This window comes from Micromonospora purpureochromogenes (assembly GCF_900091515.1).
GTDB classification, from domain to species: Bacteria; Actinomycetota; Actinomycetes; order Mycobacteriales; family Micromonosporaceae; genus Micromonospora; species Micromonospora purpureochromogenes.
The window spans coordinates 3733505-3754439 of record NZ_LT607410.1; the positions used below are offsets into that span (position 1 = coordinate 3733505).

Sequence of the window (20935 nt, forward strand, 5' to 3'; positions counted from 1 at the left end):
AGTGCGGGATGCAGATGACCGCGACCGACAACCACGCCGTCGCGCAGGCCGTCCACGACGTCGGCTCCGCGCTGTGGTTCGGCGGCACCGTCATGGGCGTGGCCGGCGTCAACAAGTCCGGCAGCGACCTGCAGCAGGGCATCGACCGGATCCGGGTCGCCGAGTCCGCCTGGAACCGGTTCAGCCCGGTGCAGTGGCTCGGCATCGGCGCGACCATGCTCGCCGGGCTGCGGTTGACCCAGGTCGGCGGACGCCGCATCGCCCTGCAGAAGGGATTCGGCACGGTGGGGGCGCTGAAGGCGGGGATCACCGTCGCCGGTGCCGTGGCCACCGCCTACGCGGCCTACTGCGGCAACCGGATCGGTCAGCTGGCCGAGGCGGCGCACCAGCGGGGCGACCACCTCGAGGTGCACGACGCCACGGTGCCGGCCGCGGGGACGCCGGCCGAGATCGCGACGTGGCAGCGGCGCCAGCGCCTGGCGCAGTTCGCCGTGCCGGCGCTGGCCGGCGCGAACATCGTCTGCGGCTCGTACCTCGTGCAGTCCTACCGGATGGGGGCCACCGGAAAGGGTGTCCTCCGGCGGCTGTTGCCGGACTGACCCGCCGTCACGAGGCCGGCCCCGTGCGGGGCCGGCGGGGGAGAGGAGCGTCGGCATGACCGATGGACCGCTGGACGTGCCGCCGGAGGCCGACGCGGTCGAGCAGCGCCAGCCGCTGCTCGACGAGGGGCAGCCCGACGAGCCGCCGGAACCGCAACCGGACGCCACCGAGGCCGACCTGGCCGAGCAGGGCGCCTCAGTGCCCGGGGAGCACGCGCTGCCGTCGACGTCGCTGCCGGAGGACGCCACCGCCGCGGACGCCCTGGAGCAGCGTCAGGTGGTCGGGCCGGGCGACGAGGACCGCCGGGACTGATCCGGCCGGCACCCCCAGGCCCGGCGGTGCGGCCGCCGAGGGGACAGGGGCGGGCCGAACGCCGCCGCCACCTCGGGGTGGCCCAGCCCTGCCTGAGCCGGTGGCGGCGGGGTCGATCGTCGCGGTCAGCGGGACTCCGCCGCCCCGGGAACGAGGTCCAGCGCGGCCAGCTGCGTCGGGTCGGCCACCACCTCGATGCCGATGATCCGGTCGGTGACGATGAAGCTGAGCGCGAGCCGGACCTGCCCGTCGACCACCACCAGCGCTCCCGGCGCCCCGTCGACGTACGCGGGCGTGGCCCCCTGTGCCCGGCCGTTGAAGAAGCCGGCGATGACCGCCGAGCCGCGCGCCTCGGGGGTCGAGCCCATGGTGGCGGCGACCGGATCGGCGTGCATCACCACGTGCGGGTCGAGGAGGCTGACCAGATCGTCGAACCGCCCCTCCCGGGAGGCGGCGAGGAACGCCTCGACCACCTGCCGCTGGCGGGTCCGGTCCGTCTCGGGGGCGGCGGAGTCCCGCTGCACCCGGCGACGGGCCCGGCTGGCGATCTGCCGCACGGCGGCGGGGCTGCGGTCGACCACGGCGGCGATCTCGTCGAAGGAGACGGCGAACATGTCGTGCAGCACGAAGACGAACCGTTCGGTCGGCGCGAGGGTGTCCAGGACCACCAGCAACGCCCGGCCGACCGACTCGGTCAGCACGGCCTCCCGCTCCGGGTCGACCGACTCGGCCGGGTCGCCGCCGCCCGCCCCGGCGGGCTCCGGCCCGGCGGTGTCCCACGGCTGTTCGGGTCGGACGGCCCGCGCCCGCAGCCGGTCCAGGCAGACCCGGCCGACAGTGGTCGTCAACCAGCCGGGCAGGTTGTCGATGGCGTCGACGTCCGCCCGGCTCAGTCGCAGCCAGGTGTCCTGAACGGCGTCCTCTGCCTCGGCGTCCGAGCCGAGCATCCGTTGGGCCACCGCTCCCAACCGCGACCGGTTCTCCTCGAAGCGTCGGGCCAGCAGGTCCGTGTCGCGCATGCTCTCTCCACCCGTCCGCCGCCGGGGATGACCGTGACCGCCGCCACATCTGTCACGCCGCCGGGCCCGCCGCCGACATCCCTGTGACGAACCGGGACGCCGCCTCGCGGCGCACGCCGGGCAGCCTAACAGGACGGGACGGATCACATGATCAACGAGCCGCGCATGACCAACCCCGCCGCCGTGCTGCCGGACGCCGTCAAGGGGATCAACCAGCTCTACAAGGCCGCGCACTCCGCCGGGGTGCCCGACGGCACGCTGGAGTTGGTGCACCTGCGGGTCAGCCAGATCAACGGGTGCAGCGCCTGTGTCGACTCCGGCGCCCGGACCGCCCGCAAGGCCGGTGAGACCGAGGAGCGGCTGTTCGCGCTGGCCGCGTGGCGGGAGACCCCGTACTTCACCGACGCCGAGCGGGCCGCGCTCGCGCTCGCGGAGGCCGCCACCCGGCTGGCCGACCGGGCCGACGCCGTACCCGACGACGTCTGGCAGGAGGCGGCCCGGCACTTCGGCGAGCGGGAACTCGCCGGGATCGTGCTCTGGATCGCCACCAGCAACCTGTTCAACCGGCTCAACGCCACCACCCGCCAGCCCGCCCCGCAGGCCTGGGGCTGACCTGCCCGGCGGACCGGACGCGGGTGGCGCCGCCCGCGTCCGGTCCGCCTGCCGCGCCGGCCGGCCCGACGGGGTGGATCAGAACGGCCACTGCTCCCGGGACCCCGCCTCGACGAGCGGGATCATCGCGAACGCGGCGTCGGACAGACCGCCGAACGTCTGCCGGTTCCCGTACGTCGGCGCGTGCCCGACCCGGTAGCCGGCCAGGTTCCAGGTGTACACCGGGACCGGCGCGGGCACCGCGGCCGTGACGTCCGCCGAGCGGTGCCAGTGCGCCTGCTCGTCGGTGAGGATCACCACCCGGTCGTGCCGGTCGTAGTGCTTCCGCACCGCCTTCGCGGTCTCCGTGCCGCAGCCGTAGAACCAGCCGCCGTCCTTGAACCGGCGCACCGCCGCCAGCACCGACTCGCCCGCCACGGCGGGGAACACCTGGCTGTGGTCGGAGAAGGACACCACCGTCGCGTCCTGCGCGCGGGCGGCCAGCGCCAGGCCGAAGACGGTCGCCGCGTCCCAGCAGCGCAGCGAGCCGTCCTTGCTGAACGGGCTGGTCATCGACCCGGAGGTGTCGATCAGGATCAGGGTCCGGCCGGCCAGCGCGGGCACGTTCGCCAGCGCGTGCTGCAACGCCTTCTCCAACGGGTACGCCCACCGCAGGCTCGGCGCCGCGTTGTACGCCGACAGGAACCGCATCGGCAGCACGCGCGACCTGGCCACCTCGCCCGGGTCGGACAGCCGCGCCGCCACCGTCTCGGCCACCGCGTCGCTGACCCCGGCCTGGTCGAAGTTGCGCAGGTTGCGCAGCAGCGCCAGGTAACCCATGGTGGGGATGATCGCCTCCCAGGCCGCGGCGTCCATCGCGCTCTGCCGCCAGCCGGCGAGCGCCTCCCAGGTCATCCCGGCCGCGCCCAGCACGGCCGGGTCGGTGACCTCGGCACGCCGCTGCACCGGCATCGCCATCAGCTCGGCCCGGGCCGCCAGCACCGTCAACGACGCGGGCAGCGGGTTGTCCCGCCGGTGCCGCCGGTCCAGCGCGTGCCGGAACAGGTCGCCCTGCCGCTCGTCCTTCGCTGTCGGGTGGGTCAGGTCGATGACGTCACCGAAGCGCACGGCGCTGCCCTCGGAGTCGTACTTGAGCAGGCTCCGCTCGTGGTACAGCCGCACCGCCGCGTCGGCGATGCCGCGCTTGACCGGCTTCGGCAGCGACCGGCCGTGCCGGCCGAGCCAGTACGCCAGCGCCTCACCCGGCTCGTCCGCGCGCTGCAACGCGGCGTCCACGATCGCCCGGGAACCCGGGATGCCCGCGGCGACCTGTGCCCGGGCGCCGTCCAGGGCGGCCACGATGGACGCCGAGCGCAGCATCGCCCCGGTACGCAGCCACGGCACGAAACGCGCGAACCAGTCCCGGTCGGCGACGGCGACGGCGGCGACCAGTTCACGGAACCGGGCGTCCCGGTCGGCCCCGCCCTCGTAGAAGGTGTCCTCGCCGACCATGTTCGACACGCCCAGCAGGAACAGTTCGGCGCGCGGCCCGCGCAGGAAACCGGGCGCGCCCTCGGCGGTGACGTACTCGTAGTCGTCCTCGTGCCGGTTCCGGCGCAGCTTGAGGTTGAACTTGGCCATCGCGTCCCCCGTGGAAGTCGAGCAGGAGGACGCCACCACGACGCGTACCCGAGACCAGAGGTCGGCGACGGACTGTGTCCGCTGCTCTGTCCGATTGAGCCAGCCACCCGGAGGTGACGGAGGACTCGAACCTCCAACCCGCGGATCCGGGAAGTAACCGTCGCCTGCGCACCGGGTACGCGTGTGGTCGCGCCTCCCGAGATCGGAGCCGGTGACGGACGGACCTTCACCGGGGCCGGGGCCCCTTGAGATGTAACCGTCACCTGCGCACCGGGAAGTGCCTGCCGACCGTAGCGGCGGCCGCGGCGGCGGACAACGGGATTTGCCATCTCGTGATCATGGACCGGGGGTACGGTCATGCCGCATGCCGAGATCGAGGGTCGACGGCGGAAGGCCATTGCTCTGCCGACTGAGCTACCGGCGGCAACGCCGGAGGGGATTCGAACCCCCGACCCATGGATGAGAAGTATCCGCTGTCTGCGCACCGGCATGCGGCGTGCGCGCCGCCCGAGATCACCCTTGGCGACGGGCCAATTGTCAGAGAAGTAGCCGTCACCCCCGCACCGGGAAGCGCACGCCCAAGCTAGTGGCGGCCCGTCGGGCCCGGCAACACGATTTGGCTCCCGCCGCATCCCCCGGACGCGGCCGGGCGGGCTGATCCGTGGGCTCCGCCGGCTCTCGCCGGCGAAGCGACCGCTTCCCGCGCACCGGGTACGCGGCGTCCCCCGGCAAGCGGGATCGGTCATGGCCCGCCACCGCGTCGCCGCCACCGCTACCGTCGATCTGATGGGACGGATGCGCGGCGTCCAGGAGCGACCGGCGGGGCTCACGTACCAGCCTGAGCTGGTCAGCCCCGACGAGGAACGTTTGCTGCTGACGGTGCTCGGGGCGATGAACTACCGCGAGATCCGGATGCACGGCCAGGTCGCCCGGCGCACCGTCCGGCACTTCGGTGTCGACTACGACTACGGATCGTTCCAGCTCACCGAGGCCGAGGCGCTGCCGGTGGAGCTGCACGAGGTCCGCCGGCGCTGCGCCGACCTCGCCGGCGTGGCGCCGGCCAGCTTCGCGCAGGCGCTGGTCACCCGCTATCCGCCCGGTGCGGTGATCGGCTGGCACCGGGACGCTCCCGCGTTCGGCCCGACCGTGGCCGGTGTGTCGCTGGGCGCCGCCTGCCTGTTGCGCCTGCGGCGGGACACCGCGGGACAGCGCCGGGTGTACGAGGTGGAGTTGGCGCCCCGCTCGGCGTACGTGCTGGCCGGTGCCGCCCGGTCGACGTGGCAGCACAGCATTCCGCCGGTCCCGGAGCTGCGGTATTCCATCACCTTCCGCCAACTCCGCCGGCCCTGACCCGCGGCGCCCGCCCCGCCAGGCGGATGGGCCGCGACGGTGGCCAGCCGGCGACCCGCCCGCCGCGACACCCGTCAGACGACGCAGAACTCGTTGCCCTCGGGATCGCCCAGCACCACGGCGTAGTAGTCCATCGCCGGCTCGTTCATCGTCCGCCGGCAGGTGCCGTCGGTCGATCACGCCGAGGAAGTCGATCACCCCGAGGAAGTGGCTTTCGTCACTCGGTCCCCGAAGCGCGCCCGCGTCCCCAGGCCGCCGTCGCGGCACCCGGCCGGCCGCTCGCCGGGGACCCGGGGCGGCGGTAACCTGGGGCTTTACTCCGGCCTGGGGGGTCGTTTTCCCTGCTCGCGCGGTGGCATCAGGGTCGGGCGATCGAGGGGGCGCGGGTGCCGGAGCGGGGCGGTTGGCGGTCGGCGGCGACCGGCCGGGCGGCGCGCCGCCCCACCTCGGGCGCCGCGCTCCGACCGGGCGCGCGACCCTCGTCCCGGGCACCGAGGTTCGGCGGGCCCGGCGACGGGGTACGGGCACGGCGATGAGGTGTATTCGAACGTGACCAGCCCCACCGAGGAGCTGTTCGGCGGCGGCAGCGCCACCGGACGGTTGATGGCCCGGCTCGACTGGGCCGCCACCCCGCTCGGCCCCGTCCAGTCCTGGCCGCAGAGCCTGCGCGCCGCCGTGCGGATCGTCCTGTCCTCCCGGTACCCGATGCTGCTGCTCTGGGGCGGACAGTTCACCCAGCTGTACAACGACGCGTACTCGGCCCTGATCGGCGACAAGCATCCGGGGGCGCTCGGGGACGACGTCCGGACCACCCTGGCCGAGGGCTGGGACGTGCTCGCGCCGCTGATCCACGACGCGATGGCGACCGGCGTGGCCAGCTGGGTGCCCGCCCTCCAACTGCTCCTCGACCGGTCCGGCTACCGGGAGGAGGCCTACTTCAGCGTCTCCCACGCCCCGGCCCGCGACGACGACGGCCGTACCGTCGGCGTGTTCACCGTGTGCAGCGAGGTCACCGAGCAGGTGGTCGGGGAACGGCGGCTGGGACTGCTGCGGGACCTCTCGGTGCGCGGCGACGGGCGCACGGTGGACGTCGACAGCACCTGCGCCCGGCTGGTCGAGGCGATCGGCGGGCACCGGCTGGACGTGCCGTTCGCCGCGATCTACCTCCGGGAGGGTGCGGCGCTGCGCCGGGTGGCCTGTACCGGTGACGGCCCGGTGGCGGCGGTGCTGCCCGACGTCGTGGTCGACGGCGACCCGGCCTGGGGACTGTGGGCCGCCGGCGGGGGAGCGACCACCGAGGTCCACGGGGTCGCCGAGCGGATGACGTTGCCGGCCGGGGCGTTCGACGAGCCGGCGGCCAGCGCCGTGGCGCTGCCGTTGCCCTCCGCGGAGGCCGACCAGCCCCTCGGGGTGCTGCTGGCCGGGGTGAGCCCCAGCCGCGCCCTGGACGAGGCGTACCGGTCGTTCGTCCACCTGCTGGCGCAGCAGGTGGCCGTCGCGGTGCGCAACGCCCGGGCGTACGAGGAGGAACGTCGTCGGGCCGAGGCCCTGGCCGAGCTCGACCGCGTCAAGACCAGCTTCTTCACCAACGTCAGCCACGAGTTCCGTACGCCGCTGACGCTGATGCTCGGCCCGCTGACCGACGCCCTCGCCGACGAGCGGCACCCGCTGCCACCGGAACAGCGGGACCGGGTGGACACCGCCCGGCGCAACGCCACCCGGCTGCTCACCCTCGTCAACAGCCTGCTGACCTTCTCCAGCCTGGAGGCCGGGCGCGCCCGCAGCCGGGCGCGGCAGGTGGACCTGCCGAAGCTGACCGCCGAGTTGGCCGGCGTGTTCCGCTCGGCGGTGGAGCGCGCCGGGCTGCGCCTGGAGGTGGACTGCCCGCCGCTGCCCCGGCCGGTGGCGCTCGACCCGGCCAACTGGGAGCGCATCGTCACCAACCTGCTGTCCAACGCGCTGAAGCACACGTTCGTGGGGCGGATCAGCGTCGGGCTGCACGCCCACCCCACGGAGCTGCGGCTGACCGTCGCCGACACCGGCATCGGCATCGCCGAGGAGGAGATGCCCCGGCTCTTCGAGCGCTTCCACCGGGTGGACGGGGCCCGCTCCCGCAGCCACGAGGGCACCGGCATCGGGCTGGCCCTGGTGGGCGAGCTGGCCCGGCTCGAGGGCGGCGACGTCCGGGTGGACAGCCAGGTCAGGCGCGGCAGCACCTTCACCGTCGCACTGCCCTGGTCGGCGCTGCACCGCGGCACGGACGACACGGTGCCGGCGAGCGACCTCGGTGACACCACGCGCGCCGTGGTGCAGGAGGCGAGCGGTTGGCTGGTCGACCCCGTCCGGCCCGAGCCGGGCGAGGAGGGGTCGGCCGGGACGCTGCCCGACGACGGGCGGCGGGTGCGGATCCTGGTGGCCGACGACAACGCCGACATGCGCGCGTACCTGGCCCGGTTGCTGACCGCGCAGGGCTGGCGGGTGGACGTGGTCGGCAACGGTCGGCAGGCGCTCGACGCGATCCGGCGGGACCCGCCGGACCTGTTGCTGACCGACGTGATGATGCCGGAGGTCGACGGCTTCGCCCTGGTGCGCACCCTGCGGGGACAGCCGGACACCCGGGCGCTGCCGGTGGTGGTGCTCTCCGCCCGCGCCGGCGCGGACGCCGCCGTCGAGGGCCTCGACCTCGGCGCCGACGACTACGTGGTCAAGCCCTTCACCGCGGCCGACCTCGTCGCCCGGGTACGGGCCACCCTCGAGGGTGCGCGACGGCGCCTGCCGACACCGGATGCCGAGGACGATCGTCCGGAGCCGCCGCGGTCGACCCGTCCCGCCGGTGCCGCCCCGAGTCCAGCTCCGCCGGCCACCGGCCCGGTCGAGGCGGCCTCCGCCGGGACGGCCCCGGACTCTGTGCGGTCGTCGACCGGTACCGCCGAGGGCAGCTCCGTCCCGCCGGCTCCGGACCTTGCGCCGTCGGCCCGTACCGTCGAAGCCGGCTCCGCCGGGGCGGCCGCGGATCCTGCGCCCGCGGCGGCCCGGACGATGGACGCGGCCTTGTCCGACGTGGCCCCGGCCGCCCCCGGCCAGCCGGTTGCGGGCCCCCGGCGGGCCGCCGCCCCCGCCGGAGCGCCGACCACCGTGCGGGTGCCGAACGGCCACCGGACGGCGTCCGTGGTGGACACCGACTGGAGCTACCCCTCGGCGGCCGCCTCCGCCTCGGTGATGCGGCGGGACGTGCGGACCTCGCTGGAGGCGCTGCAGGTGCACCCCGACGTCGTGCAGGACCTCCTGGTGGCCGCGTCCGAGGCGTTCAACAACGCCGTCGAGCACGCGCAGCAGCCGACCCGACCCGAGGTGCGGGTCCGGCTCCAGGTCAACGCCGGCGCGGCCCGGCTCACCGTCCGCGACTTCGGCACCTGGCGGGACCGGCGGTCGGCGATGGACCGCGGCCGCGGCGCCACCCTGATGAACGCCTTCGGCGACGTGCGGCTGATGTCGAGCGCCTCCGGCACGACGGTGACCATCGAGCGTCGCCTCACCGACGACCAGGGCTGACCCGGGTCGCACCCGGCTACGGGGCGCACCCGCCGCGCCGGTCTAGTCCCGGGCGATCAGGCCCGGCCCGGCGAGGAGGGCGATGTCGCTGTGGTCGACCTCGTGACCCTGCTCGCAGCGGAGCACGGCGCGGACCCGGCAGCCGCAGTCGCGGTGGGTGGCCAGCACCGGCGGGCCGGTCTCGTCGGCTGCCCAGCTGTCCCCCCACTGACGGAGCGCGGTGATCACCGGCAGCAGCTCGCGCCCCTTGCGGGTGAGCTGGTACTCGTACCGGGTGCGCTGCCCCTGCTCGCGGTAGGGCGTCCGTTCCAGCAGGCCGGCGCCGACCAGTTCCCGTAGGCGGGCGGCCATCGCCGGCTCGCCGATGCCCACCCGGCGGACAAAGTCGTCGAAACGGCGCGTGCCGAGCAGCGCGTCCCGCATGATCAGCATCGCCGACCTGCTGCCCACGATGTCCATGGCCCGCGCGATCGAGCAGTTCGTCATTGACCACGCTTCCCGATCGTCCCGCAGATCCTGCATGGCCCCAGCGTACGGGCTGACTTGCGTTGACGCTAGTCAGAGTGCTTCACTGGGTGAGCTGACTTTTCCCAAGTGAAGCCAGACTCGCGCAGTGAACCTCACAGACAGGATCGTCATGGACATCTCGGCCACTACCGCACTGGTCACCGGCGCCAACCGGGGCTTCGGCCGCGCCCTCGCCCGCGAGCTGCTCGCCCGGGGCGCCACCGTGTACGCCGCGGCCCGCAACCCGGCCCTGATCGACCTCCCGGGCGCCCGGCCGCTGGCACTGGACATCACCGACCCCGCGTCCGTGGCAGCGGCCGCGGCGACCGCCGGCGACGTCACCCTGCTGGTGAACAACGCCGGCTCGTCGACCGGCGCCGACCTGCTCACCGGGGACCTGGACCAGATCCGCCTGGAGATGGAGACGCACTACCTCGGCACCCTCTCGGTGGTGCGGGCCTTCGCCCCCGTCATCGAGCGCAACGGCGGCGGCACGATCCTCAACGTGTTGTCCGCGCTGTCCTGGTTCGCCCTGCCCACCGACGGCGCCTACGTCGCGGCGAAGGCCGCCGAATGGGGCCTGACCAACTCGCTGCGCCTCACGCTCGCCCCGGCGAAGATCCGCGTCGCAGGCCTGCACGTGGGGTTCATGGACACCGACATGACCCGGGCGGTCACCGCCCCGAAGGCCGACCCGGCCGACGTGGCGGCGTACGCCGTCGACCAACTGGCCGCGGACGCGTACGAGATCGTCGCCGACGGCGTCAGCCGCGACGTGCTCGCCCGGCTCTCCGGCGGGGTGGCGGCCCTCTACCCGCAGCTGCCGTAGCCGGACACCGCCCTCCACCCCGCGCCGGCGGGCACCGTCCGGCCGACCCCATCACCTCTGCAAGGAGTAGCTGTGCCCGAACAGCAGACCGCCACGACGGGTTGGCGGGCGCCCACCCCGCCCACCCCGGCCGCCCCCGCGCCCACCGGGCGGACGACCGTCCGCGGCTCGCACGCGGCGACCCTCGTCGCCATGTGCCTGGGTGCGATGGTCACGTTCCTGCACCTCACCGCGACCGTCTCCGCGCTGACCACGATCCAGCGGGACCTGCGGATCGACCCGACCAGCCTGGTCTGGATCCCCAGCGCCTACACCCTCATGCTGGCCGGCCTCATACTCTCCGCCGCCACGCTCGGCAGCCGGTACGGCCGCAAGCGGATGTTCAGTGTCGGCGTCGGCGCCATGATGGCCGGAGCCGGCCTGCTCGCCCTGGCCACCGCCCCCGGCTGGGTCGTCGCGGGACAGCTCGTGGCCGGTGCGGGCGGGGCGCTGATCCTGTCGAACAGCCTGGCGATCCTCGGCGTGACGTTCACCGACCCGCACCGCCGTACCGAGGTCATCACCGCCTGGGCGGCGGCGTCCGGCGTCGGGCTGTCGGTGGGCCCGCTCATCGCCGGGGCGCTGCTGGCGCACGTCCACTGGCACGGCGTCTTCCTGTCCACCGTGGTGCTCGGCCTGGTCACCCTCGCCGTCACCACCCGCTGGGTGGCCGAGTCGCGCCAGCCCACCAGCCGGGTCGACCTGCCCGGCCTGCTGCTGGGCACGCTCGCCGTCGCCGCCGCCGTCTACGCGCTGATCGAGGGCGGTCGTAACGGCTACACCAGCCCGACGGTGGCGGCCGCGTGGCTCACCGCCGGCGCCGCGCTCGTCGCCTTCGTCGTGGTCGAGCTGCGTACCGCCGCGCCGATGCTGGACGTCCGGCTCTTCCGGTCGCCGTCCTTCAGCGCCGTCATGCTCGTCGCCGCCGTGTCGCTGTTCGGCTTCACCGGCGTGTCGATCCTGCTGGTGCTCTTCCACGAGCGCGCCCAGGCGCTCAGCCCGCTCGACACCGGCTGGCGGATGCTCGTGGTGTTCGGCCTCTACGCGGTCACCGCCTTCGCCGCCGGTCAGGCGATCCGCCGCACCGGCTTCAAGGCGCCGCTCACCCTCGGCCTGCTGCTCGGCGGCCTGGCCAGCCTGGGCCTGTCCACCCACACGCCGGGCACCCCGTTCAGCCAGAGCTGGCCGCTGCTCGCGCTCTTCGGCGCCGCCTGCGGCCTGGTCGCCGCGCCGGCCACCGCGGCGGCGCTGGCCAGCGTCGCGCCCGCGCAGGCGAGCATGGCCGCCGCGGCGGTCAACACCGCGCGCCAGTTCGGCGCCGTGATGGGCGCGTCGCTGCTGGGTACCCTGCTGAGCACCACGCTGATCGCCGACCTGCCGGGCCGGCTCGCCGCCCACGGCGTACCCGAATCCACGCGGACGGCCGTGCAAACGGCCGTGCGCGCCGGCACCGGCGACACCGCGACGACGCCCGGGCCGGTGCGGCAGGCGCTCGCCGAGTCCCTGAACGCCGGCGTGCAGGCCGGGCTGCGGGTCAACGGCGTCGTCTTCCTCGCCGCCGCCGTCCTGGCGCTCGCCGTCGTCCGCAACCGGCCGCACCGGCACCAGCCGGCGGCCGACGACCGGCGGTGAGGCCGCGGCCGTGAAACCGAGCGGTACCTGGTGATGATCGCGGGGTGGTGGTCACCTCGGTGGCCGCCGAGCTGGCCATCACCCCGCCGACCGAGCGGCGCCCCGGGCCGGCCGTTGGAGGTGCGGGCGGGGAGCGGTTCGGGGCCGATCGGATCGGCCGGGCCGCTGCTATCGTCGGCGTCCCGGGCGGCGACCGGCCGGCCCGGCCAGCCACGAACAGGCGGTCGCCGGTGTCCCGAGCACGTGTCCTCCTCCCGCCGGCGCTGCTGGGCGTCGTCCTGGTCGCGCTGGTCGTCTCCGGCATCCGGCCGTACGACCGGCTGACCTGGCTGCTGGAGACGGTGTGGGTGATCGTCGGGATCCCGGTGCTGCTGCTCACCTGGCGCCGCTTCCCACTGACCACACTGCTGTGCTGCCTGCTCGCGGCGCACGCGATCGTCCTGATCGTCGGCGGTCACCACACCTACGCGCGTACCCCGGTGGGCAACTGGGTGCGGGACCTGTTCGACCTGTCCCGCAACCCGTACGACCGGCTCGGCCACTTCGCGCAGGGCTTCGTGCCGGCCATCCTGATCCGCGAGATCCTGGTCCGCCGTTCGCCGTTGCGGGGCAGCCGGTGGCTCGCGCCGCTGGTGGTCTGCGCCTGCCTGGCCTTCAGCGCCGTGTTCGAGATGTTCGAGTGGTGGTCGGCGGTGGTGGCGGGTTCGGCGGCGGACGACTTCCTCGCCACCCAGGGCGACGTCTGGGACACCCAGTGGGACATGTTCCTGGCGCTGGTCGGCGCGATCACCTCGCTGGCCCTGCTGAGCCGCCTGCACGACCGCGAACTCCCGCCGCCGCCCGCCGATCCCCGCCGGTCGCCGGTGGGGTCCGACCAGCCGAGGATGACCGCGTGACGGTCGGTCGCCGGCCGGGTGTCGCACTGCTGGGCACCGCGGCGCTGGAACGGTCTGCCGTGGTGGCCAACAACGCGATGAACCGCGAACGGCAGCTGGCCGGGGTCAACAGCTACGCCAGGGAGCTGGGCTTCAACCCCGTCGACGTGCTCACCGACCGGCTCACCGGCGCCGCCACCGCCGGCTGGCTGGACCTCTGCTGCGGTACGGGCCGGGCGCTGATCCAGGCGGCCGGGGAGCTGCGCCGGGTCGGGTTGACCGAGCGCACCACTCTCGTCGGGGTCGACCTGGTGGACGCCTTCGGCCCGGCGCCGACACCGCCGGCGAACCTGCGACTGGTCTGCGCCTCCGTCGCCACCTGGGCACCGGACCGGCCGTTCGACCTGATCACCTGCCTGCACGGACTGCACTACGTCGGGGACAAGCTCGCCGTCCTGGCCAGCGCCGCCGACTGGCTGACGCCCGAGGGCCGGTTCGTGGCCGATTTGGACCTGTCCAGCATCCGGCTCGCCGACGGGCGCCCCGCCGGGCGACGCCTCACCGCGCTGCTGCGTGACGCCGGCTTCGGCTACGACTCCCGCCGCCGCCGGATCAGCCGCACCGGCCGCGGCGAGGTCCGCCTCCCGTACCGTCTCCTCGGCGCCGACGACCGCGCGGGCCCCAACTACACCGGCCAGCCGGCGGTCCACTCCCACCACGCCGAGGAGCGCTGACCGCGTCCCGCTCCTCGCTTAGGCCGACCGGCTCGCCGGCGGGACCGGCCGTCTCTCCAACCGGGTCGCCGGCCCGCCCGCCAGCCCGGGCGCGAGCTGCCCCGGGTGTGCCGGCCGGAGGGTGTCCGCCGCTCGGGGGACTGGTGATTTCACCGATGCGGGGGCCACCTGCTCCACCGAACACTGATCCACGTCGATATGCCCCGACTGCAGGGAGTGCCCGACGTGTCATCACCAACCACCACCCGTCCCCGTTCCGCCGTCCGCGCCGCCGGTCTGGCCGTGGCGGCCGTCCTGGCCGCCGTGGGCGGCCTGGCCGCAGCGCCGGCTGCGCAGGCCGCCGACAACCCGTACGAGCGCGGTCCCGCCCCGACCGTCGCCCTCCTGGAGGCCAGCCGCGGTCCCTTCGCCACCGCGTCGCAGAGCGTCTCCTCGCTCAGCGTGACCGGCTTCGGTGGGGGAGTCATCTACTACCCGACCAGCACCAGCGAGGGCACTTTCGGTGCCATCGCCATCTCGCCCGGCTACACCGCCGCCTGGTCCAGCATCAGCTGGCTCGGTCCGCGGATCGCCTCGCACGGCTTCGTGGTGATCGGCATCGAGACCAACAGCCGCCTCGACCAGCCGGACAGCCGCGGCCGGCAACTGCTCGCCGCGCTCGACTACCTGGTGGAGCGCAGTTCGGTGCGGAGCCGGATCGACGGCACCCGGCTGGCCGTCGCCGGCCACTCGATGGGCGGCGGGGGCAGCCTGGAGGCCGCCGTCTCCCGGCCGTCGCTGCAGGCCGCCGTGCCGCTCGCACCGTGGAACCTGGACAAGACCTGGTCCGACGTCCGGGTGCCGACGCTGATCGTCGGCGGCGAGAGCGACACCGTCGCGCCGGTCTCGTCGCACTCGGAGCCGTTCTACAGCAGCATCCCGGCCTCGTCGGAGAAGGCCTACCTGGAGCTCAACGGGGCTAGCCACTTCTTCCCGCAGACGGTGAACACCCCCACCGCCCGGCAGATGGTGGCCTGGTTGAAGCGGTTCGTCGACAACGACACCCGCTACGAGCAGTTCCTCTGCCCGGGACCGAGCGGCCTGGCGATCGAGGAGTACCGCAACACCTGCCCGAGCGCCTGACGCGCTCCGGGGCGGCCGCCGATCGGCGGCCGCCCCGCCGTGTCCGGCCCGGGCCGACCTGCCCGCCCAGGGCCGACACGGCCACCTTCCCCGCCGGCCGGCAGCCGTCCCGGTGCCGCGGAGCGGCTCGACGGTGGACGGCAGACCTCAAAAGCCGCACTCGCAGTGCCGACATCCGCCGGTATTCCGGCGGGAGGTGCGCCTCACTCGCCCCGGCCGCTGGGCGGGCCTCCGCCCGCCGTGATTTCGCGACGGTCGCCTCCCTGCCGGCCAAGGGAACGACGCCGCCCAGCGGACGGCGCGCACCAGTCAACTCTTTCCAACAGGTTTCCGATAAGTGACACTCGATGCATGGTTACTGCATCAACAGTGCAACTAACCGTGCTGCGGGGCCGCGACGACGAGTGCGCCGCGATCCGGCGGCTGCTGACCGACCTGCCCGGCGGCGGGGGAGCGCTGCTCCTGCAGGGCGAGCCCGGCTCCGGGCGGACCGCACTGGTCGATCACGCCCACCGGCACGCCGACGGGTGCACCGTCCTGGCCGGCGTCGGGCTCGCCGAGGAGGCCGCGCTGCCGTACGCGGGACTGCAACGGCTGCTGGAGCCTGTGCTGGACCAGGCCCGCACGCTCCCCGAGCAGCAACGCCGGGTGCTGCGGCGCGCGCTGGCCGGCGCGGGCTGCCCGGCCCACCGGCGGCTGGCCCTCTCCATGGCCGTGCTCGGGCTGCTCGCCGCCGCCGCCCGGGACCGCCCCGTACTGTGCACGATGGACGACGTCGACCGGGGCGACCAGCCGACCGCGGAGGTGTTGGCGTTCGTCGCCCGACGCCTGCACCACCTCCGGGTGGCCGTGCTGCTCACCACGGCCACGGACGCCGTCGTCGGGGGGATACCCGGTCACCGGCTCCGCCCGCTGGACGACCGCGCCAGTGCCGCGCTGCTCGCCGACCGGCTGACCGGACAACCGGTGGCCCCGCCGGTGGCGGCGGCGCTCGGCGCGGTCGCCGGGGGCAACCCGCAGGCCCTGGTCGACCTCGCCGCCGTGCTCACCCCCGGCCAGTGCCGGGGCGAGGAGCCGGCGCCCGCGGCGCCGCCGACCGACGGCGGGCTGGGCCGCGGCTACCGGAGCCGCCTGGAGCCGCTGCCGGCCGAGACCCGGCGCGTCCTGCTGCTCGCCGCGCTCGACGAGGAGGGCGAGCCGGGCACCCTGCTCCGGGCGGCGCGGGCCGCCGGCACGACCGTCGAGGCGCTCGCCCCGGCCGAACTCGCCGGCCTGCTCCGCGTCGAACCGGGCCGGGTCACCTTCCCGCAACCCCTGGCCCGCGCCATGGTGCGCGGCGCCGAGCCACTGGCCGAGCGGCGCGCCGCGCACCTGCTGCTCGCCGGGGCGCTCGACGGTCCCGGTCAGCGGCTGCGCCGGGCCGTGCACCTCGCCGCCGCCGCGGAGGGCCACGACCCTGGCCTGGCCGCGGAGCTGGAGCAGGCCGCGGCCGACGACAGGGTCGGCGGGGACGCCGCCTCGGCGGCCCTGCAACGCGCCGCCGAACTCACCGACGACCCGGCCCGCGCCGCCGCCCGGCTGGTGGCCGCCGCTCGGTACGCCTGGTCGGCCGGCCGGTCCCAGCGCGCCCGCCTGCTGCTGGGAAACCTTCCCGCCGCCGGGCCGACCGTGACCGGGCGGGCCGCACTGCTGCGCGGGGAAGTGGACCTGCGCGCCGGCCGCGCCCGGTCCGCGCTGACCGCGCTGCTGGCCGCCGCGGACACGCTGGCGGGCACCGACCGCGCGCTGGCCCTCGGCGCGCTGGTCCGCGCCGGCGAGGCGGTCTGCTTCTCCGGCGACCAGTACCGCTACGCCGAGGTGGCCCGGCGGGCGGAGCCGCTGCGCCGCCCCGGGGACCCGCCCGCGACGGAGCTGCTGAGCGCCTACCTCGCCGGGGTGGCGGCGACGCTGCGCGGCGATCACGAGCGGGCCGGGCCGGCGCTGCGCCGCGCGGTGGTCCTCGGTGGACACCTGGCCGGACCAGCGCTCACCCCGGCGGCGCTGACCTGCGCGGCGGCGGCCGGCCTGCTGGTGGCCGTGGACGGCGCGGCGCACCGGCTCGCCGAGCGCGCCGTCGAGCTGGCGCACGACCGTGGGGAACTGTCCGCCCTGCCGCGCGCACTGGAGCTGCGGGCGGCCGCCGAGTACTGGCTGGGTCGGCACGACGCCGCGGCGGACACCTCGCGGGAGGGACTGCGGATCGCCCGCGACACCGGTCAGGACAACTGGGCCGGGGTGCACCTGGGCATGCTGGCGGTGCTCGCCGCGGTTCGCGCCGACCGGGACACCAGCCTGCGCCGGGTCCGCGAGATCGGCGAGAACCCGGGCGGACACAGCCGGCCGCGCGCCTTCGCCCAGTGGGCGCTGGCCGTGCTCGATCTGGCCGCCGGTCGGCACGCCGCCGCCGCGGGGCGGCTGACCGCCCTGGCCCGACCCGGCACCGGCCGGGGGCAGGTGCTCGTCCAGGTGATGGCCACCCCGTACCTGGTCGAGGCGGCCGCCGCCGGCGGAGACCGGGCGGCGGCCGGCGCCGCGCTCGCCGTCTTCGACCGGTGGGCCAGCAGCACGGCGAGCCCGTCGCGCCGAGCCCTCTCCGCGCGCTGCCACGCCCTGCTCGCGCCCCGGGGCAGCGCCGAGGCCGAGCGGGAGTTCCGGGCCGCGGTGCGGCTGCACCCGGCCGACGCCGACGCGTTCGAGCGGGCCCGCACCGAGCTGCTGCTCGGCCGCGAGCTGCGGCGCAGCCGGCGACCCCGGGACGCGCGGGAACACCTGCACGACGCCCGGGAGGCGTTCACCCTGATCGGGGCGACCACCTGGGCGGAGCAGGCGGCCGCCGAACTGCGGGCGGCCGGGGAGTCGGTCGGCGCGCCGGACCGGTCGGCGGCCCGACTGCTCACCGGACAGCAACTGCGGATCGCCCAACTGGTCGCCGAGGGCGCCACGAACCGGGAGATCGCGGCGCGGATGTTCCTCTCCACCCGCACCGTCGACCACCACCTGCGCAACATCTTCCACCGGCTCGGCATCCGCTCCCGCACCGAACTGGCCCGCGCCCTCTCCTGACGCTGCCGGGTCGGCGTGGCCCCCCGACGGCCGCCGCCGCTCCAGACCAGCCCCGCGCCCGACGCTGTCACCGACGCAGCCGTCCACGCCGCTCAGCACCGGCTTCCGGGTCAGGCCGAAGGCGGCGACACGGGGGCGGTCGGCGCGGGTGGACGTACCGGTGGCCAGGCGGCCGGGATGCGTTCCAGCAGTCCGCCGGCGAAGACGTCGCGCAACCCGAGCGGCTTGAGGTGGACGTACTGCGCTTGGTCCTGCTCGGCTGCCGGCACGGACTCCCGGTGTGCCATCGTGTCCTCCAACCGGTGGGGCGGCACCGATGCGCACCGAGGCCGTGGACCGGCAGCCACGGCGGGGAAGGGGAGTGGCGATGGGGGAGCAGCGGACCGGACCGCTCGCCGGCGTCCTCGTCGCGGACTTCTCGCGCATCCTCGCCGGGCCGTACGCGACGATGCTCCTGGCCGACCTCGGCGCCGACGTGATCAAGGTGGAGGGGCCTGGCGGGGACGACACCCGGGCCTGGACGCCGCCGGCGCGCGAGGGTGTCTCCACCTACTACCTCGGCGTGAACCGCAACAAGCGCTCGATCGCGCTCGACCTCGCCGACCCCGACGACCTGGCCGTCGCCCGGGAACTCGCCCGCCGCGCGGACGTCATGATCGAGAACTTCCGCCCCGGCGGCCTGCGCCGCTTCGGCCTCGACTACGACAGCGTGGCGGCCGGCAACGACCGGATCGTCTACGCCTCCGTCAGCGGCTTCGGCCCGCACGGCGGAGCGCACCTGCCCGGCTACGACCTGATGGTCCAGGCGGCGTCGGGCCTGATGAGCCTCACCGGCGACGCCGACGGTCCGCCGTACAAGGCCGGCGTCGCCGTGTTCGACGTGATCGCCGGCCTGCACGCGGCGGTCGGCATCCTCGCCGCCCTGCACCACCGGGACCGCACCGGCGTCGGCCAGCACGTCGAGGTCAACCTGCTCTCCTCGGCGCTGTCCGGTCTGGTCAACCACACCAGCGGGTACGTCGCGGGCGGCGCGGCGCCGTACCGGATGGGCAACGCCCACCCGAGCCTGTTCCCGTACGAGCCGTTGCCCACCGCCGACGGCGACCTCGTCGTCATCGCCGGGAACGACGGCCAGTTCCGCCGGCTGTGCCAGGTGCTCGGCGTGCCCGAGCTGGCTGACGACCCCCGGTTCGGGCGCAACCAGGACCGCACCGTGCACCGGGACGCCCTGCGCCCGATCCTGGTGGCGCGGTTGGCCCGGCGGACCCGGGACGAGTGGTTCCGCGACCTCACCGCCGCCGGCGTGCCGTGCGCCCCGATCACCACCGTCGACGGCGGGGTGGCGCTGGCCCAGGAGCTCGGGCTCGACCCGGTGGTGGCGGCCGGCGGCGTGCCCGGCGTCCGACACCCGATCGCCTTCTCCGAAACCCCGCCGCGCTACGACCTGCCGCCGCCCGGCCTCGACGAGCACGGCGACGACATCCGAGCCTGGCTCACCGGCTGAGGCGTCGCCGCGCGACGGCGCTGGACGACGACGAACCTGCCCCGCGATCCGATGCGCGGTCCCGGCAGGCGATCAGTCAGACCTGCCACCGGCTTGAGCGGAGCGCTCCCGCCGCCGCTGCCCGCGAGACGTGACCGGCAGGCCACCGGCCACCAGTCGGTGCAGTGCCGCCAGCGGGATCACCCCGACCGGGTACCAGAGCAGATCGACCGGATCGAACTGGACTCCGAGCGCCAGCCGCGCGACCAGACTCCGCGCCGACAACTCCGCCGGGACCCCGGTCAGCTGCGCGCATTCCACCACCCAGCAGAACAGCACCGCGATCACCCCGACCGGCGCCGGCGCCAGCCGCGGCCAGAGGAACAACACCCCCGCCCACACCATCGAGGCGTACAGGGCGGTGCCGGAGTACTGCCGCAACGCGCCGTCGTCGACGGCGCGGATGGCCAGGGCCACGCCGAGGAAGAGCGCCGCCGCCACCGGCATGAGCAGCCGGACGGTCCTGGGCGTGATCGACATTTCGGGGATGCTAGTCACCGCACGTCGAGGACACCGCCCCTGTCCCCGGGCTAGGCGACCCGCGGTGCGGGCAGGATCGGCAGCGCCGCCCGGTGAGCCGTACCCGAGACGTCGCCGGTCTGGATGACCTCCGTGGCCTCCGCCGCGATCTCGCCCCCGGCGGTGGCCGTCGCGCCGCTCGACCCGTCGGCCGGGCGCGCGGCGTCCGCGTCGATGGCGGTGAGCAGGGCCCGCAGCCGCCCCAGGTCGTCGGCGGCCAGTCGGAAGGAGCCTCGGCAGACGGGCCCGCTCCACAGTGAGAGCACCACGGCACCGCGTTCCGGGTGGTAGCTGACCCGCATCGTCCGCTCGTCGCCCCGCGTGTCGGTGAACAGGTCACCGAAGCTGGGCATCGGTAGCACCTCTCCCATCACCCCAGCATGCCTGAGCAGCGGGCGGGCGGGAAGGCCGCTAAAGGTCGGCGAAGGGCTTCGGGTACGCGAAGGGGCCCTGGATGTCGGGTCGCCAGGCGCTCATCGGCCGGGCCATGAAGTACCGCGGACCCCACGGGCCGGGCGGTGTCACGCCCAGGTCGACCGCCGGCCGGAACCCGAACCGCGGGTAGTACTCCGGGTGCCCGAGCAGCACGACCAGCGGCTCGTCCAGCGCGTCGGCCGCGCCGAGCACCGCGTGCATCAGCGCCGACCCCACCCCCCGGCGCTGCCAGGCGGGCAGCACCCCGAGCGGGCCCAGGCCGAGCGCCACCGGCGCGCCGGCCACCGTGCCCCGGGTGCAGACGACGTGCCCGACGACCTGCCCGTCGGTGTCGGTGGCGACCAGCGAGAGGGCGGGCAGCCAACCGTCGTCGGCGCGCAGCGCGTCGACCAGCGGGGCCTCGACGGGTACGGCGTCCGGGGCGTCCGCCGAGGCGAACGCGGCGGTGTGCACGGCGCGAATGGCGGCGATGTCGGCGGGGGTCTCACGTCTGATCAGCATCGGTCCGGATCCTGCCGGAGTCGGGCGGGACG

General features: G+C 75.1%; 19 protein-coding genes. 12 read left to right on the plus strand and 7 right to left on the minus strand.

The window, feature by feature from the left end; all coding sequences use genetic code 11:
- Positions 1–8 precede the first annotated feature (8 nt).
- Positions 9–599 (plus strand): hypothetical protein, encoded by a 591-nt coding sequence (locus GA0074696_RS17175; RefSeq protein WP_197700732.1) that lies wholly within the window; start codon positions 9–11, stop codon positions 597–599.
- A gap of 55 nt (positions 600–654) precedes the next feature.
- Positions 655–912 carry a hypothetical protein gene (locus GA0074696_RS17180; RefSeq protein WP_088962042.1) on the plus strand — a complete coding sequence of 86 codons (258 nt, stop codon included), beginning with the start codon at positions 655–657 and terminating at the stop codon, positions 910–912.
- 125 nt (positions 913–1037) lie between these two features.
- On the opposite strand, the gene GA0074696_RS17185 is transcribed toward GA0074696_RS17180, so the two are convergent.
- Positions 1038–1931, minus strand: a complete 894-nt coding sequence (locus GA0074696_RS17185; protein ID WP_088962043.1) for a sigma-70 family RNA polymerase sigma factor — start codon at positions 1929–1931, stop codon at positions 1038–1040.
- Positions 1932–2096: 165 nt separating this feature from the next.
- Here GA0074696_RS17185 and GA0074696_RS17190 point away from each other — a divergent pair, with 165 nt between their 5' ends.
- Positions 2097–2543: a carboxymuconolactone decarboxylase family protein gene (locus GA0074696_RS17190; protein WP_088964631.1), complete on the plus strand. Its 447-nt coding sequence runs from the start codon at positions 2097–2099 to the stop codon at positions 2541–2543.
- Positions 2544–2621: 78 nt separating this feature from the next.
- On the opposite strand, the gene GA0074696_RS17195 is transcribed toward GA0074696_RS17190, so the two are convergent.
- Positions 2622–4163: a TROVE domain-containing protein gene (locus tag GA0074696_RS17195; protein WP_088962044.1), complete on the minus strand. Its 1542-nt coding sequence runs from the start codon at positions 4161–4163 to the stop codon at positions 2622–2624.
- Positions 4164–4949: 786 nt separating this feature from the next.
- On the opposite strand from GA0074696_RS17195, the gene GA0074696_RS17200 reads away from it, so the two are divergent.
- Positions 4950–5513, plus strand: coding sequence for an alpha-ketoglutarate-dependent dioxygenase AlkB (locus GA0074696_RS17200; RefSeq protein WP_088964632.1), 564 nt, complete (start codon positions 4950–4952; stop codon positions 5511–5513).
- A 549-nt stretch (positions 5514–6062) separates the two neighbouring features.
- Entirely contained in the window at positions 6063–9065 is a 3003-nt protein-coding gene (locus GA0074696_RS17210; protein WP_231925044.1) for an ATP-binding protein, read from the plus strand.
- A gap of 42 nt (positions 9066–9107) precedes the next feature.
- On the opposite strand, the gene GA0074696_RS17215 is transcribed toward GA0074696_RS17210, so the two are convergent.
- The gene (locus GA0074696_RS17215) at positions 9108–9587 is read right to left on the minus strand and encodes a winged helix-turn-helix transcriptional regulator (protein WP_088962045.1); all 480 of its coding nucleotides are present in this window, start codon (positions 9585–9587) and stop codon (positions 9108–9110) included.
- A gap of 115 nt (positions 9588–9702) precedes the next feature.
- Between GA0074696_RS17215 and GA0074696_RS17220 the strand changes: the two genes are divergently transcribed.
- From GA0074696_RS17220 to GA0074696_RS17245, 6 genes are all read left to right on the plus strand, one after another.
- Positions 9703–10401 (plus strand): SDR family oxidoreductase, encoded by a 699-nt coding sequence (locus GA0074696_RS17220; protein WP_088962046.1) that lies wholly within the window; start codon positions 9703–9705, stop codon positions 10399–10401.
- Between the two features lie 72 nt (positions 10402–10473).
- Positions 10474–12072: an MFS transporter gene (locus tag GA0074696_RS17225; protein ID WP_231925045.1), complete on the plus strand. Its 1599-nt coding sequence runs from the start codon at positions 10474–10476 to the stop codon at positions 12070–12072.
- A 44-nt stretch (positions 12073–12116) separates the two neighbouring features.
- Positions 12117–12968, plus strand: a complete 852-nt coding sequence (locus GA0074696_RS17230; RefSeq protein ID WP_231925046.1) for a DUF2238 domain-containing protein — start codon at positions 12117–12119, stop codon at positions 12966–12968.
- Entirely contained in the window at positions 12965–13681 is a 717-nt protein-coding gene (locus GA0074696_RS17235; RefSeq protein ID WP_231925047.1) for a class I SAM-dependent methyltransferase, read from the plus strand. Before GA0074696_RS17230 ends, GA0074696_RS17235 begins: the two co-directional genes overlap by 4 nt.
- Positions 13682–13879: 198 nt before the next feature.
- Positions 13880–14803, plus strand: coding sequence for an alpha/beta hydrolase family protein (locus tag GA0074696_RS17240; RefSeq protein ID WP_088962047.1), 924 nt, complete (start codon positions 13880–13882; stop codon positions 14801–14803).
- A gap of 369 nt (positions 14804–15172) precedes the next feature.
- The gene (locus GA0074696_RS17245) at positions 15173–17905 is read left to right on the plus strand and encodes a LuxR family transcriptional regulator (RefSeq protein ID WP_231925048.1); all 2733 of its coding nucleotides are present in this window, start codon (positions 15173–15175) and stop codon (positions 17903–17905) included.
- 110 nt (positions 17906–18015) lie between these two features.
- On the opposite strand, the gene GA0074696_RS30825 is transcribed toward GA0074696_RS17245, so the two are convergent.
- Positions 18016–18192, minus strand: coding sequence for a hypothetical protein (locus tag GA0074696_RS30825; protein ID WP_197700914.1), 177 nt, complete (start codon positions 18190–18192; stop codon positions 18016–18018).
- Between the two features lie 80 nt (positions 18193–18272).
- On the opposite strand from GA0074696_RS30825, the gene GA0074696_RS17250 reads away from it, so the two are divergent.
- A complete protein-coding gene (locus GA0074696_RS17250; protein WP_088962049.1) occupies positions 18273–19409 on the plus strand; it encodes a CaiB/BaiF CoA transferase family protein in 1137 nt (378 codons plus the stop codon).
- Positions 19410–19481: 72 nt separating this feature from the next.
- Here the strand turns inward: GA0074696_RS17250 and GA0074696_RS17255 are convergent, their stop codons facing one another.
- Genes GA0074696_RS17255 through GA0074696_RS17265 form a run of 3 tightly spaced genes read right to left on the minus strand, consistent with a single transcriptional unit; the run spans position 19482 to position 20903 of the window.
- Positions 19482–19928: a ribosomal maturation YjgA family protein gene (locus GA0074696_RS17255; RefSeq protein ID WP_088962050.1), complete on the minus strand. Its 447-nt coding sequence runs from the start codon at positions 19926–19928 to the stop codon at positions 19482–19484.
- Positions 19929–19978: 50 nt separating this feature from the next.
- Complete coding sequence (locus GA0074696_RS17260; RefSeq protein WP_088962051.1) at positions 19979–20320, minus strand: hypothetical protein; 342 nt, start codon at positions 20318–20320, stop codon at positions 19979–19981.
- A gap of 58 nt (positions 20321–20378) precedes the next feature.
- Complete coding sequence (locus GA0074696_RS17265) at positions 20379–20903, minus strand: GNAT family N-acetyltransferase (protein ID WP_088962052.1); 525 nt, start codon at positions 20901–20903, stop codon at positions 20379–20381.
- Between the last annotated feature and the right edge of the window lie 32 nt (positions 20904–20935).